This window comes from Nocardioides korecus, assembly GCF_054778395.1.
The window spans coordinates 393,959-407,573 of record NZ_BAAGZO010000002.1 but is presented as its reverse complement, the minus strand read 5'-3'; the positions used below and the strand labels follow the sequence as shown (position 1 = coordinate 407,573).

The following is a 13,615-nucleotide window of genomic DNA, read 5'->3' as shown; positions in this document are numbered from 1 at the left end:
GCACCAGGAGACCCGATGAGCGACTCACCCAACGTCCGCCCGTTCGCCGAGATCGGCCTGTCCGACCTCGAGCAGGTCGGCGGCAAGAACTCCTCGCTCGGCGAGATGGTCGGCAACTTGTCCGCCCTCGGCGTCAACGTGCCCGACGGCTTCGCCACGACCGCCGACGCCTTCCGCCGCTTCATCGGCGACACCGGGCTCGCCGAGGAGATCTCCCAGGCGCTCAAGGGGCTCGACACCGACGACACCCAGGAGCTGGCCAAGGTCGGACGCTCCCTGCGCGAGTCCGTGGCCACCCAGGAGTTCCCCGAGGACCTCGAGGCCGACATCCGCGCGGCGTACGACGTGCTGGTGGCGGGGCGCGACGACGTCTCCTTCGCCGTACGGTCCTCGGCCACCGCGGAGGACCTGCCCGACGCCTCCTTCGCCGGCCAGCAGGAGACCTTCCTCAACATCACCGGCATCGACGGCGTGCTCCAGGCGATCCGGGAGGTGTTCGCCTCGCTCTACAACGACCGGGCGATCGCCTACCGGGTGCACCACGACTTCGACCACGACGCCGTCGCTCTCTCGGCCGGCGTGCAGCAGATGGTGCGCTCCGACATCGGCGCCTCCGGCGTGATGTTCACAATGGACACCGAGTCCGGCTTCGACGACGCGGTGTTCGTGACGTCGTCGTACGGCCTGGGCGAGGCGGTGGTGCAGGGCGCCGTGAACCCCGACGAGTTCTACGTCTACAAGCCGGCCCTGCGCGCCGGGCGTCCCGCGGTGCTCAAGCGCGGTGTGGGCTCCAAGGCGATCAAGATGGTCTACACCCAGGACGCGGCCGTCGGGAAGACCACCGAGTTCGTCGACACCGACGAGGCCGAGCGCGGCCTGCTGAGCCTGACCGACGACGAGGTCCAGGCGCTGGCCAAGCACGCGCTGACCATCGAGGAGCACTACGGCCGCCCGATGGACATCGAGTGGGGCAAGGACGGGCTCGACGGCGAGCTCTACATCCTCCAGGCGCGGCCCGAGACCGTGATGTCGCGCGCCGGGGTGCAGCAGCGCTTCAAGATGCGGGCCAAGGACGGCGAGGTCGTGGTCGAGGGCCGCGCCATCGGGCAGAAGATCGGCGCCGGCGCCGCCCGGGTGATGACCTCGATCGAGCAGATGCACGAGTTCGTCGAGGGCGAGGTGCTCGTCGCCGACATGACCGACCCCGACTGGGAGCCGATCATGAAGCGCGCCTCCGCGATCGTCACCAACCGTGGTGGCCGCACCTGCCACGCCGCGATCATCGCCCGCGAGCTCGGCATCCCGGCCGTCGTCGGGACCGGGTCGGGCACGCAGGAGCTGACCGACGGCCGCGAGGTCACCGTCTCCTGCGCCGAGGGCGACACCGGCCTGGTCTACGAGGGGCTGCTCGACTTCGACGTCGAGGAGACCGAGCTGTCGGCGATGCCGGAGATCCCCACCAAGATCATGATGAACGTCGGCACCCCCGAGCAGGCGTTCTCCTTCGCCCAGCTGCCCAACGCCGGTGTCGGCCTGGCGCGGCTGGAGTTCATCATCAACCGCCAGATCGGCATCCACCCCAAGGCGCTGCTCGACCACGACCGGCTCGAGGAGCCGCTGCGCTCGGAGATCGCTGAGACGGTCAAGGCCTACCCCAGCCCGCGCGACTTCTTCGTCCAGCGGGTCACCGAGGGCATCTCGATCCTGGCCGCGGCGTTCGCCCCCGAGCCGGTGATCGTGCGGATGAGCGACTTCAAGTCCAACGAGTACGCCAACCTCGTCGGAGGGGAGCTCTACGAGCCCCACGAGGAGAACCCGATGATCGGCTACCGCGGCGCCTCGCGGTACCTCTCCGAGGAGTTCGCCGAGTGCTTCGCCATGGAGGCCGAGGCGCTGAGGTTCGTGCGCGACGAGATGGGCCTGACCAACGTCAAGATCATGATCCCGTTCGTGCGCACCGTGGCCGAGGCCGAGGGCGTCATCCGGCTGCTGGGCGAGCACGGCCTGGTGCGCGGCGAGAACGACCTGCAGGTCGTGATGATGTGCGAGGTGCCCTCCAACGCGATCCTGGCCGAGGAGTTCCTCGAGCACTTCGACGGCTTCTCGATCGGGTCGAACGACATGACCCAGCTGGTCCTGGGCCTGGACCGGGACTCCTCCCTGGTCGCCGGCTCCTTCGACGAGCGCGACCCGGCGGTGCTGTTCATGCTGGAGCGCGCGATCAAGGCCTGCCGCGACGCCGGCAAGTACGTCGGCATCTGCGGCCAGGGCCCCAGCGACCACCCCGACCTCGCCGAGTGGCTGCTCAAGCAGGGCATCGGCTCGATGTCGCTCAACCCCGACACCGTCGTCGACACCTGGCTGGCATTGTCCAAGGTGAAGCTGGACTGACCCGGTCCGCTCCCGACGTCAGGCCGGGCGCGGCTCGAGGAACTCCAGGCGGTTGCCGAACGGGTCGTGGGCGTAGAACCGGTCGTGACCGGGGAACTCCCCGTCCCAGGTGACCTCGACCCCCGCCTCCTCGAGCCGAGACGCGAGGCCGCGCAGGCCGGCGACCAGGACGCCCGGGTGGGCCTTGCGCCGGGACGAACGGGTCCTCGGCCCCTCACCCGTCCGGCGGGTCCGGGTCGCCGGGCCAGGTCGACCGCGGGCGTCGTCGCCGGAAGCGCACCTCGCCGCTGGCCAGGGTCGTCAGCTCGTGGAGGGTGTCGTGGGCGCGGCGGTGGTGCCAGCCGCAGAGCGGCAACGCGTTGGCCAGGTCGGTCCGTCCGCCCCGGGCCCACGCCTCGGGGTGGTGGATCTCGGTCCAGGCGAAGGGTCGACGACAGCCCTCGGCGGCGCAGGTGTCGTGGACGGCCGACAGGGCCAGCCTCTGGGCCTTGCTGTGCAGGCGCGAGGTGCGTCCGAGGTCCAACGGCAGCGAGCCGCCGGCGTACACGATCGGGAGGATGCCGGCCCCGCAGGCCAGTCTCCGGGCCTCCCCGGCCGAGATCTCGGCCCCACTGTCGAGCCGCGCCGCCCCGAGGCCGTCGAGCAGCCGCTCGTGGTCGAGATGGACGGCGATCACGGCCCCGACCCGACCGTGGCCGCTCAGGCCCTCGGTCGGGAGGTGCTCCACCAGCTCGCAGAAGGCCGCGCCCAGCGACTCGCTCCAGCTCGCGCCCGGGACGTCACCGGCCGCCTCGTCGACCACCCGCTCGCCCGCGCGGTTGCGCGAGAGCCGACGCGGCGCACCGAGGTGCTGCAACCGCGTCATCAGCAGGTGGGCGTGCAGGTCGGGCAGGACGAAGCGCCCGGCCCAGGACCCGTCGCCGTTGTCGTGGAGCGTCAGCCAGGTCGCGGACGCCGCGCGGGACTCCTGCTCGGCGAGCATCGTGGCCTGGTGCTCGTCGGCCGCACGCGGGTCGACGACGGCCAGCATCCGGCGCGACCGGCGCCGCAGCGCGTCCACGCCGAGCCGGCGCGACACCGCCTCGCGCACCAGCTCGGCCACGGCGGTCTGCCGATCGGCCTCGCTCACCCCGGCGGGCACGTCCTCGGCCGCCGCCACGATCACCCGCGCGTGGGACTCCCCCAGCTGCCCGCCCGCGAAGGCCTGCTGCACGGCCGGGTAGCGCTCCTCCAGGAGTCGCGCCAGACGCAACCCACCCCGCACGACCGCCGGGGTCGAGCCGGTCAGCCGTGCCAGCCAGGCATCGGCCCCCGTCGCTCCGTCCACCTCCTGGGCCCGTGACTGCTCGGCGGTGCGGGCGAGACGCAGCCTCAGCTCACGGAGCTGCCGCTCGGCCTGCGCCACCTGGACGACCAAATCCTCGACGGCCCCGGCTCCCGCGCTGGGCAGCGCACCACCGGGCAGGTCCTTGAGAGCTGCGTCGACCGCGTCCAGGCACGACGCCACGGCCTGCAGGGGATGCAGGTCGGAGGCCTGGGCGATCGCTGACATGAGTCCATCCCAGCACCGACCACCGACAGTACGGCCTGGGAACAAGTGTTCGATTCCAGCATCCGGACAGTTCCGTGGAACGGCTCATCCAGCGCCTCCGCCAGACGAGCCCCCTCGGCGTGCAGACGAGCCTCCTCGCCGTGCAGACGAGCCTCCTCGCCGTGCAGACGAGCCCCCTCGGCGTGCGGACGAGCCCCCTCGGCGTGCGTGTGGGGTGTTGCGCGCTCCCGGTCAGCCGACGCGGGCGGCGGCGAGGAACACCGAGGCGATCAGCGCATGGCCGCGGGCGTTCGGGTGGTCGCCGTCGGAGGCGAGCAGCGCGGTGGGGTCGCCGGTGCCGCGGCTGCCCTTGAAGGCGGTGTACGTCGAGACCAAGGTCGCGCCCGTCGCGCTGGCGGCGTGCGCCAGGCCCTGGTTGGCGTACGTCGTGGCCTGCACCGCCTTGGACTCCCCCCAGGCACCGTAGGTGCGCAGACCGACCTTGCCGTCGCGCATCACGTTCCAGTAGTCCGCGACGACGACCCGGATGCCGGGGTGCAGCCGCTGGAGCGTCTGGACGATCGTCGTGACGTTGGCCTGCACGCGCCTGGCCACCCGCGGGAAGGCGACCCACGCGCGGCGCTGGTGGGCGAGCACGCCCTCGAAGGCGTACTCGAAGTCGTTGGCGCCGATCATCACCAGCGCGGTGGCCGAGGAGCGCACGGTCGACTGCACCGAGGACTGCCCGACCTGCGACAGCACGTCGACGCTGGTCGCCCCGGGGAAGGCCAGGTTGCGCATCGTGACCGGGTGGCCGGTGCTGCGGGCGACCTGCGCGGCGTACTGCTGCGGGAAGGGGGTGCACGAGCAGTGCATGCCCGAGGCCACCGAGTCGCCGAGCGTGACCATCGAGCCGTTCGTGGCCGCCTGGGCCGGCGCCGCACCGAGGGCGAGGCCGGCCGCCAGGAGGGCCACCAGCGCGACCGCCGCGGCCAGGCCCGAGCGGGCCCGGGACCCCCGGTGCGCGGAGGAGGGCTGCACGGGGGCGTGGACGGACCGCCCCGAGATGTCGGACGTCATGCACCCCACTCTCTCAACGGGATCCGGGGACGCGCGGGGTCGAGCCCGGATCGTTACCTGTCCGCGACACCCTGGGCCGCGAGCTGCTGCTCGACGTCGACCAGGAGCCGGTGCACCCGCAGGCCGCTGTGCACGTCGACGGCTCCGTCCTGCTCGTTGGTCACGGCGACCGCGAGCGCCTCCATCAGGGCGTCCCCCACGCCCTCCTCGGCGTCGGAGCGGGCCCCCTCGAACAGGATCGGGCCGGTCTCGCTCCAGACCCGCACCTCGAGGAGGTCGGCGGCCCGCGGGGTGGTGATCGAGAGCGAGACCTGCCCCAGCGCGCCGCTCTCGTGCCGCGTGACCAGTGAGACCCAGCGCAGCGGGTCGCCGGTCGCGGTGACCTCCTCGATCGGCCCCATCCCGGCCTCGAGCAGGTCCAGCACGTGCGGCCCGACGTCCCACACGGCCCCGCGCTCGATCCGCCACGGCGTCGCGAAGTGGCTCCCCTCCAGGGCCGCGCCGGTCACGAACGACGCCTGGGCGCCCGTGGTCCGCGCGCCCTTCGCGGCCTCGACGAACGCGCGACCCGTCGTGGTGAAGCGGTTGCGCAGCATCAGCACGGTGCGCACCCCGGCCTCGTCGACGGCGTCCGCGATCTCCTCCGCCTCCTCGAGGGTGAACGCGAGGGGCTTCTCCAGCACGAGGTGCTTGCCGGCCCGGGCGGCCTGCGGGGCCAGGCGCCCCTGCACGTCGGGGGGTACGGCGAACGCGACCGCGTCGACCCGCTCCAGCAGCTCCTCGAAGCTCCCGGCGACCTCGCCGCCGTGCTCGCGGGTCAGCTCCTCGGCCGCCTCGGGACGCCGCGCCCACACGGCCTCGAGGGTGGTGTGGGGACTGTCGCGGATCATCGGGGCGTGGAACAGCCCCGCCCAGGGTCCGGCTCCGACGAGACCGACGCGCATGCTCATGCGCCGACCCAAGCACCTCGGCGGGCGGGCCGGTAGGGGGCCTGCCTAGGGTTTGGGACATGACCGCCTGGCAGTCCACCGCGTGGCAGTCCACGGCCTGGCACGAGGCGTGGTTCGGCGGTCGGCTGCTGGTGCTGGCGGCGATCACGGTGGCGCTGGGATCGGCGTACGGCACGGGGCTGCGGCTGCTCCCCCTCACCTCGATCCTGCGAGCGGCCGTGCAGCTGTCGGTGGTCGCCCTGGTCCTGCGCGGGGTGCTGGCGGTGCCGTGGACGGCGGCGGCGTTCGTCGTGCTGATGCTCAGCACCGCGTCGTGGACCTCCACCGGGCGCCTGAGCGGGCTGTGGCACGCGCGCCGGGCGGCGGTCCTCGGCGTGGTCAGTGGGTCGGTCGTGGCGCTCGTGGTGGTCTTCGGGCTGGGCCTGGCCTCGCTCGAGGCGAGGTACGTCGTGGCCACCGGCGGCATCGTGATCGGCAACGCGATGAGCGCGGCCACCCTGGCGGGCCGCAACTTCCTGCGGGCCGCCCGCACGCGCTCCGCCGAGGTCGAGGGCTGGCTGGCGCTGGGAGCGACCCCCTCGACCGCCCACGCCGCGATCTCGCGCGAGGCCGTCCGGGAGTCGCTGATCCCCAACCTCGACCAGGCCCGCTCCACCGGGCTGGTGACGCTGCCGGGCGCGTTCGTCGGCGCCCTCTTCGGGGGTGCCACGCCGCTGCAGGCCGCGGAGTTCCAGCTGGTCGTGCTCGGCGGCATCGCCCTGGCCATGACCACCACGGCCATCGTGGTCGCGACAGTCGTCGCGCGGACGCCGTACGTCGTGGACGCGCACGCCTGAGGTGTCTCGTGGGTCGAACCGGACTGGCGGCTCGTCGTCGAGACCACCCCCCGGGTGCACAATCGCGGGCATGACCGCCTCCACGGACCGCACCACCTCCCCTCCGCCCACCGTCGCCGCGGCCGAGCCGGCCGCCGCGGGGATCGGGCCGGGGCGCACCCGGCAGGGGGCCGTCTACCGCGACGGCGTGCTGGGTCGGCGCCCGGCCGTGCCGGTCGACGCCGCGCTGCTCGAGGAGCGCGCCCACCGGGCGATGTCGCCCGAGGCGTGGGCCTACGTTGCCGGTGGCGCGGGCAGCGGAGCCACGATGCGCCACAACCGGGAGGCGTTCGACCGGTGGCGCGTGGTCCCGCGGATGCTGCACGGCACCACGACGCGCGACCTGACCACGACGGTGCTCGGCACGCCGCTGCGCTCCCCAGTCCTGCTGGCCCCCGTCGGCGCCGGCGCCATGATCACCCCCGACAGCGACGTCCAGATCGCCCAGGGCGCGCACGCCGCGGGGACGTCGTACGTCTTCTCCAGCCAGGGGTGCAACCCGCTCGAGGAGACCGCCGAGGCGATGGGTGGGACGCCGTTCTGGCACCAGCTCTACTGGTCCACCGACGAGCCGCTGGTGGACTCCATGATCCAGCGCGCCGAGCGGGCCGGGGCGCAGGCGCTGGTCGTCACCCTGGACACCACGACACTGGGCTGGCGGCCGCAGGACCTGGACCTCGGGTCGCTGCCGTTCGCCCGCGGGCAGGGCATCGCGCAGTACACCTCCGACCCGCGCTTCACCGAGATCGTGCGCCGTCGCGTCGCCACCGCGGGACCGGCCGAGAAGGTCGAGGTCACCCTGGAGGCGATCCGCAGCCTGGTCTCCATCACCCGCGCCTACCCGGGCCGCTTCCTGGACAACCTGCGCTCGAAGGAGCCGCGGGCGGCCGTGGAGACCTTCCTCGACATCTACTCCAACCCCGGGCTGTCCTGGGACCACCTGGCCACCCTGCGCGGGCGCACGTCGCTGCCGATCGTGCTCAAGGGGATCCTGCACCCCGACGACGCCGAGCGCGCCTTCGAGGCGGGCGTGGACGGGATCGTGGTCTCGAACCACGGCGGGCGCCAGGTCGACCACTCGATCGCCTCGCTGGAGGCGCTGGTGGCCGTGCGCGACCGGGTGGGCCCCGAGCCCACCGTGCTGCTCGACAGCGGCATCCGCACCGGCGCCGACGTGTTCGTGGCGCTCGCGCTGGGGGCCGACGCCTGCCTGCTGGGGCGCCCGCACCTGTTCGGCCTCGCGCTGGCCGGCGCCCGCGGTGTCGCCGAGGTGGTCGAGAACGTGGTCGCCGAGCTCGACCTGACCATGGGCCTGGTCGGCACGGCGAGCATCGCCGGCATCACCCGGGACGTGCTGCTCGAGGCGCGCTGACCCCGGTTCAGCCGAGCGCGCGGACGGCGTCGAGCCCGACCCCGACCCACTGGTGCAGGCCGGCGTCGGTCGTGAGCAGGTCGGGGGCCACCAGCACCCAGCCCCTCACCGGGCGGTCACGCATCTCGACACGGGCGACACCGTCGCGGGCGAGCAGCTCCTCGGCGGTGCCCGGCTCCGCGCGGACCATCAGGCCACCCTGGCCGCTCACCGCGACCGCCATCCTGCCCCCGACCAGGAACGCGAGGCCCCCGAACATGCGCCGCTCCCCCGGCTCCTCGCCCTCGCGCACCTGGCCCGGCAGCAGCGCGCGGACCCGCTCGGCGAGCACCTCGTCGTAGGCCATGGGCCACGGTGGCACGCGGCACCGACACCCGTCGAGGATGGGCTGGACCGGGGTTGGCCCCGTGCGGCACCCGTGCTTGGCTGACGCGGTGACGAGGACGATCGAGGCCGACCACCTGGTGGTGGGGGCCGGGGCGATGGGGATGGGCTTCGTCGACGCGCTGGTCGACCACTCCGACGCCCACGTCGTGATGGTGGACCGGCGCGACGGGGTCGGCGGCCACTGGCGCGCGGCGTACCCCTTCGTCCGGCTGCACCAGTCCTCGACCTTCTACGGCGTCGCCTCCACCGTGCTCGGCGGCCAGGTGCAGACCGAGGGTCCCGAGGCGGGGCTGCACGAGCGGGCGGGCAAGCAGCAGGTGCTCGACTACTACGACGACGTCCTGCAGCGGCGGATGCTCGGACCCGGTCGGGTCGAGCTGTTCACCGGCTGCGAGTGGGACGGCGGGCGCGGTTTCACCGACCTCGCGACCGGCGAGCGGTACGAGGTGCCGGCGCACTGCCGGGTGGTCGACGCCCGCTACCTCGCCCCCGAGGTGCCCTCCGAGACCCCGTCGCGCTTCGCGGTGGCCGAGGGCGCGCGGGTGGTGCCGGTGAACGCGCTGGAGGGGCTGGAGGACGACCCGGGCCGGTACGTCGTGGTCGGCTCCGGCAAGACCGCCACCGACGCCGTCGTGCGGCTGCTGGGGCGCGGGACCGACCCCGACGCGATCACGTGGGTGCGCCCGCGCGAGCCGTGGATGCTCGACCGCGCCGTCGTGCAGCCCGATCCGGACGTCTACCTCACGATGGTCGCCGGGATGATGCGCGAGGCCGCCTCCGCGCCCGACCTCGACACGCTGTTCCTGCGCCTGGAGGAGGCGGGGACGATGATGCGGCTCGACCCGGCCGTGCGGCCGTCGATGGCCAAGGCGCCGACGCTGGGACGGTGGGAGCTGGAGCTGCTGCGCACCGTCGCCCACGTCGTGCGCCGGGGGCGGATCCGCACCGTCCGCCGCGACCGGATGGAGCTCGACGACGGGACGGTGGACCTCGCGCCGGGGACCCTGGTCGTCGACTGCGCGGCCGACGGCCTGAAGAACCCGCCACGCGTCCCGATCTGGACCGACGAGGTGATCACCCTGCAACCCGTGCGCGCCGGCTTCCCGTGCTTCGGCGCGGCCCTGGTCGGCTACGTCGAGGCGACCCGCACCACCGGCCGGCCCGGCGACGCGGGCGAGGACGCCGCCAAGAACGCGATCTGCGCGCCCTCCTCGCTGGGCAACAGCCTGGTGCAGTGGGCCCAGATGAACGTCCTGGGCATGCGCAACGCGGCGGCGTTCGGCGCCGAGCCCGACGTGGCGGCGTTCGCGAACCGGGTCGCCCTCAACCCCGCCCGGGTCCCGCCCGAGCACCCCGGCTCGCCCGCGCTGGACACCGCCCGCGAGGAGCTGGCCCGCTGGTCGGGCCCCGGCGTGGCGCGCCTGGCCGAGCTGTCCGGGCTCGCGCCGGCCGGCACCGCGTAGGCTCCACCGCGGCCCAGGACAGGAGACCGACGTGGTGGCGAGCAGGTCCGCGCGCGAGCGCAAGGCGGGGGTCGAGGCGGGTGACCTCGCCCGCGCGGCGATCACCCTCGACGACGAGCAGCGCTTCGTCTACACGATCCGCTGCCGGACGTGCACGACGAAGGGCGCCAAGGGTTCCAGCGCGTGGTCGACCTACCGCGCGGGCGAGGACAACGGCTACCTCGCCGCGATGGACCGCTGGACCTTCCACCTCGTCGAGCGGCACCCCGAGGCCGAGGCGCCCTGCCTGACCTACCTGGTGGACGCCCAGCAGCGCCTCCAGGAGCGCCGTGACGCCGCGGAGACCCCGAAGCGCTAGCGCCCCGAGCGCTCGTGCAGCAGGTCCTCGGCGATCTCGCGCGCCATCCCGTGGACCATCGCGTGCACGTGGTCGGTGACGTCGATGGTGTAGCCGCGCAGCGAGACCACCATGTCGCGCCCGATCCGGATCGGGTCGCCGAAGAAGGCGAAGACGCGCTCGCCGCGGGTGTCGGTGCGGAAGCGGTACTGCCCGTGCAGCGGCGTGCCGTCGCGCATGGCCCGCTCCAGGCTGGTGCGCACCCGCCCGCTGTCGTCGGGGTGGAGCCGGGCGAAGACCGCCTCGACGTCGCCGGGGTTGCTCAGCCCGGCGTCGTACATCGCGATCATCTCCTCCGACCACGACCAGGTGCCGTCGGTGAAGTCGTGCAGCCACCGCCCGAACCCCGGCGTGGACTCCGCCCACCCCACGGACGACGGCGCCGTCCCCGGGTGCAGCCCCAGGTCGCTGACGGGCATCGGTCCCACCTCCGATCGCCGGGTGCTGTCGGGCCCGGCTTCGACCAGGGTGCTCCCCGGACCGTCGGGGTGTCCAGGGCCTCAGGTCACAGCCGGCTCTGGATCCCGGCGAGCAGCTGCCGGGCCGCGACGATCCGCTGCACCTGGTTGGTGCCCTCGTAGATCTGGGTGATCTTGGCGTCGCGCATCATCCGCTCGACCGGGTAGTCGCGGGTGAAGCCGTAGCCACCGAGCACCTGGACGGCGTCGGTGGTGACCTGCATCGCGGTGTCGGAGGCGAAGGTCTTGGACGCGGCGCCGAAGAAGGTGAGGTCCTTGTCGCCGCGCTCGGAGCGGCCGGCGGCGGCGTACGTCAGCTGGCGGGCGGCCTCGACCTTGATGCCCATGTCGGCGAGCAGGAACTGCAGGCCCTGGAACTCCGCGATGGACTTGCCGAACTGCTGGCGCTCCTGGGCGTACTCCAGCGCGTAGTCGAGGGCCCCCTGGGCGACGCCGACGGCCTGCGCGGCGATGGTGATCCGGGTGTGGTCGAGGGTCTTCATGGCGGTGACGAAGCCGCTGCCCTCCTCGCCGATCATCCGGTCGGCGGGGATGCGGACGTTGTCGAGGTAGACCTCGCGCGTCGGGGAGCCCTTGATGCCGAGCTTCTTCTCCGGGGCGCCGAAGGACACGCCCTCGTCGCCCTTCTCGACCACGAACGCCGAGATCCCGCCGCGGGTCTTCTTCTCCGCATCCGTCACGGCCATGACGGTGTAGAACTCGGACTCGCCGGCGTTGGTGATCCACCGCTTGACGCCGTCGAGCACCCAGCCGTCGCCGTCGCGCACCGCGCGGGTCTTCATCCCGCCCGCGTCGGAGCCCGCGTCGGGCTCCGAGAGGCAGTAGGAGAAGCCGCCCTCGCCGGCGGCCAGCTTGGTCAGGTAGTTCTTCTTCAGCTCCTCCGACCCGGCGATCATCACCGGGAGCGAGCCGAGCTTGTTGACCGCGGGGATCAGCGAGGAGCTCACGCAGGCGCGGGCCACCTCCTCGATCACGATGACGGTGGCGAGCGCGTCGGCACCGGCGCCGCCGTACTCCTCGGGGACGTGGGGGGCGTGGAAGTCGGCGGCCAGCAGGGCGTCGTGGGCCTCCTGCGGGTAGCGGGCCTCCTCGTCGACCGCCGCGGCGTACGGCGCGATCTTGGCGTCGGCCAGCGAGCGCACCGCCTCGCGGATGGCCTGGTGCTCCTCGGACAGCGCGTACATCGGGTAGTCACTCATGCCCCCGATCCTAGGACGTGGTGCTCGGGCGCCGGACGTGCCCGCCGTCACGGAATCGCCGTCACGGAATCGATGTCACCGGGCCCGTGTTGGAGCACCCCATGGACACGACCGTCGCCCCAGACCTCTCCCCCGGCCGGTCGACCCACGGACGGGCCGAGCAGCCGGAGGCCCGACTCGAGGCCCAGCACGAGGCCCAGCACGAGGCGACCGGCGAGCGCGTGCCGGGCGCGATCTGGCTGATCGCCCTCGGGATCTTCGCGATGGTGACCAGCGAGTTCATGGCCGCCGGCCTGCTGCCGGAGATCTCCCGGGACGTCGGCGTCAGCCTCGGGACGGCCTCGATGCTGATCTCGGGGTTCGCCGCCGGGCAGGTGCTCGGGGCCTGGCTGGTCGGCATGCCGCTGTCGCGCTTCGGGCCGCGCCGGGTGCTCCCCGCGCTGCTGGTCCTCTTCGCCGTCGCCCAGACCGCAGGCGTGCTCTCGCCGTGGCCGGTGATGCTGGGCCTGCGCCTGGTCAGCGGGCTGCTGATGTCGGCGTACTTCGCCGTCGCGCTGGGCACCGTCACGCGCCTGGTGCCGGGCAGCGGACAGCCCCGGGCCACCGCGACCGTGTTCGCCGGCGTCACGATCGGCACGACGCTCGGGCTGCCCCTGGCCACCTTCGCCGGCCAGTCCCTGAGCTGGGCCTCGGCCTTCCACGCCGACACGGTCGCCGTGCTCCTGGCCGCGCTGGCCATCGTCGTCGCCCTGCCCAACGTGGCCGGGGTGCCGCCCGAGCCGGTGCGCGTCCTGCTGGGGTCCCTGCGGGACCGTCGGCTGTGGGGCACCTTCGCGACCGCCGCGCTCGGCATCGGCGCCACCCTGGTCGCCTTCGGCTTCTTCAGCTCGATCCTCCAGGACGTCACCGGGGTGCCCGCGTCGCGGGTCCCGTGGCTGCTGGCCCTCTACGGACTCGCCTCGGTGCTCGGGAACTGGGTCGTCGGCCGGGTCACCCACCTCGGCCCGTCGCGGGTGGTCGGCGCCGGCCTCGTGGTGCTGGTCGTCGGGCTGGTCGGGTTCCGCCTAGCGCCCTCCTCGCTCCCGGTCGCCGTGGTCGCCCTGGTGGTCGTGGGCCTGAGCGGGGTCAGCCTGAACTCGGCCCACACCGCCCGCACCGTGGCGATCGGCGGCGCCACCCCCGCCGTGATGGCGATGATGCCGACCGTGGTGACCGGGGGGATCCTCCTGGGCACCGCCACGGGCGGCCTGGTCTCCGACGCCTACGGCGTGCTGGCGCCCCTGGTCGTCGGCGCGGTCCTGGGGGTCCTGGCGCTGCTGACGCTGCTCGCCGACGCCGTGGCGGCCCGGTCCACGGACTCGAAGCCGAGCGCCTCCCACGGGGTCGCGTCGGGCTCCAGCGCCGCCTCGTCGACGACCAGCTGCGCGCAGCCCGCCTGAGCGGCGTCGTGGAGCGCGCGGACCACCATCGCCGCGCGCACCGGCTGGTCGC

At 73.5% G+C, this 13,615-nt stretch carries 12 protein-coding genes; 6 read left to right on the top strand and 6 right to left on the bottom strand.

Translation table 11 applies throughout. The features are described from left to right. Window positions 1-15: 15 nt before the first annotated feature. Window positions 16-2,391, top strand: coding sequence for a phosphoenolpyruvate synthase (gene ppsA, locus ACYVDA_RS05185; protein WP_460815636.1), 2,376 nt, complete (start codon window positions 16-18; stop codon window positions 2,389-2,391). A 214-nt stretch (window positions 2,392-2,605) separates the two neighbouring features. On the opposite strand, the gene ACYVDA_RS05180 is transcribed toward ppsA, so the two are convergent. The 3 genes from ACYVDA_RS05180 to ACYVDA_RS05170 all read right to left on the bottom strand — a co-directional run bounded on the left by ACYVDA_RS05180 (window position 2,606) and on the right by ACYVDA_RS05170 (window position 5,952). Beyond that, complete coding sequence (locus tag ACYVDA_RS05180; RefSeq protein WP_460815635.1) at window positions 2,606-3,943, bottom strand: HNH endonuclease signature motif containing protein; 1,338 nt, start codon at window positions 3,941-3,943, stop codon at window positions 2,606-2,608. 231 nt (window positions 3,944-4,174) lie between these two features. Further along, window positions 4,175-5,002 carry an SGNH/GDSL hydrolase family protein gene (locus tag ACYVDA_RS05175; protein ID WP_460815634.1) on the bottom strand — a complete coding sequence of 276 codons (828 nt, stop codon included), beginning with the start codon at window positions 5,000-5,002 and terminating at the stop codon, window positions 4,175-4,177. A gap of 53 nt (window positions 5,003-5,055) precedes the next feature. After that, entirely contained in the window at window positions 5,056-5,952 is an 897-nt protein-coding gene (locus ACYVDA_RS05170; protein ID WP_460815631.1) for a Gfo/Idh/MocA family protein, read from the bottom strand. Window positions 5,953-6,011: 59 nt separating this feature from the next. Between ACYVDA_RS05170 and ACYVDA_RS05165 the strand changes: the two genes are divergently transcribed. Further along, window positions 6,012-6,788: an ABC transporter permease gene (locus ACYVDA_RS05165; RefSeq protein ID WP_460815629.1), complete on the top strand. Its 777-nt coding sequence runs from the start codon at window positions 6,012-6,014 to the stop codon at window positions 6,786-6,788. 70 nt (window positions 6,789-6,858) lie between these two features. Then, window positions 6,859-8,199 carry an alpha-hydroxy-acid oxidizing protein gene (locus ACYVDA_RS05160; RefSeq protein WP_460815627.1) on the top strand — a complete coding sequence of 447 codons (1,341 nt, stop codon included), beginning with the start codon at window positions 6,859-6,861 and terminating at the stop codon, window positions 8,197-8,199. A 7-nt stretch (window positions 8,200-8,206) separates the two neighbouring features. Here ACYVDA_RS05160 and ACYVDA_RS05155 read toward each other — a convergent pair whose 3' ends face one another. Then, window positions 8,207-8,545 carry a TfoX/Sxy family protein gene (locus ACYVDA_RS05155; protein WP_460815623.1) on the bottom strand — a complete coding sequence of 113 codons (339 nt, stop codon included), beginning with the start codon at window positions 8,543-8,545 and terminating at the stop codon, window positions 8,207-8,209. Between the two features lie 88 nt (window positions 8,546-8,633). On the opposite strand from ACYVDA_RS05155, the gene ACYVDA_RS05150 reads away from it, so the two are divergent. Further along, window positions 8,634-10,049: an NAD(P)/FAD-dependent oxidoreductase gene (locus ACYVDA_RS05150; protein WP_460815620.1), complete on the top strand. Its 1,416-nt coding sequence runs from the start codon at window positions 8,634-8,636 to the stop codon at window positions 10,047-10,049. A gap of 31 nt (window positions 10,050-10,080) precedes the next feature. After that, complete coding sequence (locus ACYVDA_RS05145; RefSeq protein WP_460815619.1) at window positions 10,081-10,407, top strand: hypothetical protein; 327 nt, start codon at window positions 10,081-10,083, stop codon at window positions 10,405-10,407. Here ACYVDA_RS05145 and ACYVDA_RS05140 read toward each other — a convergent pair. Further along, the gene (locus ACYVDA_RS05140) at window positions 10,404-10,865 is read right to left on the bottom strand and encodes a PAS domain-containing protein (RefSeq protein WP_460815617.1); all 462 of its coding nucleotides are present in this window, start codon (window positions 10,863-10,865) and stop codon (window positions 10,404-10,406) included. The two genes, ACYVDA_RS05145 and ACYVDA_RS05140, sit on opposite strands and share 4 nt — an antisense overlap. Window positions 10,866-10,951: 86 nt before the next feature. Next, complete coding sequence (locus ACYVDA_RS05135; protein ID WP_460815615.1) at window positions 10,952-12,124, bottom strand: acyl-CoA dehydrogenase family protein; 1,173 nt, start codon at window positions 12,122-12,124, stop codon at window positions 10,952-10,954. A 101-nt stretch (window positions 12,125-12,225) separates the two neighbouring features. On the opposite strand from ACYVDA_RS05135, the gene ACYVDA_RS05130 reads away from it, so the two are divergent. Beyond that, entirely contained in the window at window positions 12,226-13,563 is a 1,338-nt protein-coding gene (locus tag ACYVDA_RS05130) for an MFS transporter (RefSeq protein ID WP_460815612.1), read from the top strand. Window positions 13,564-13,615 lie beyond the last annotated feature (52 nt).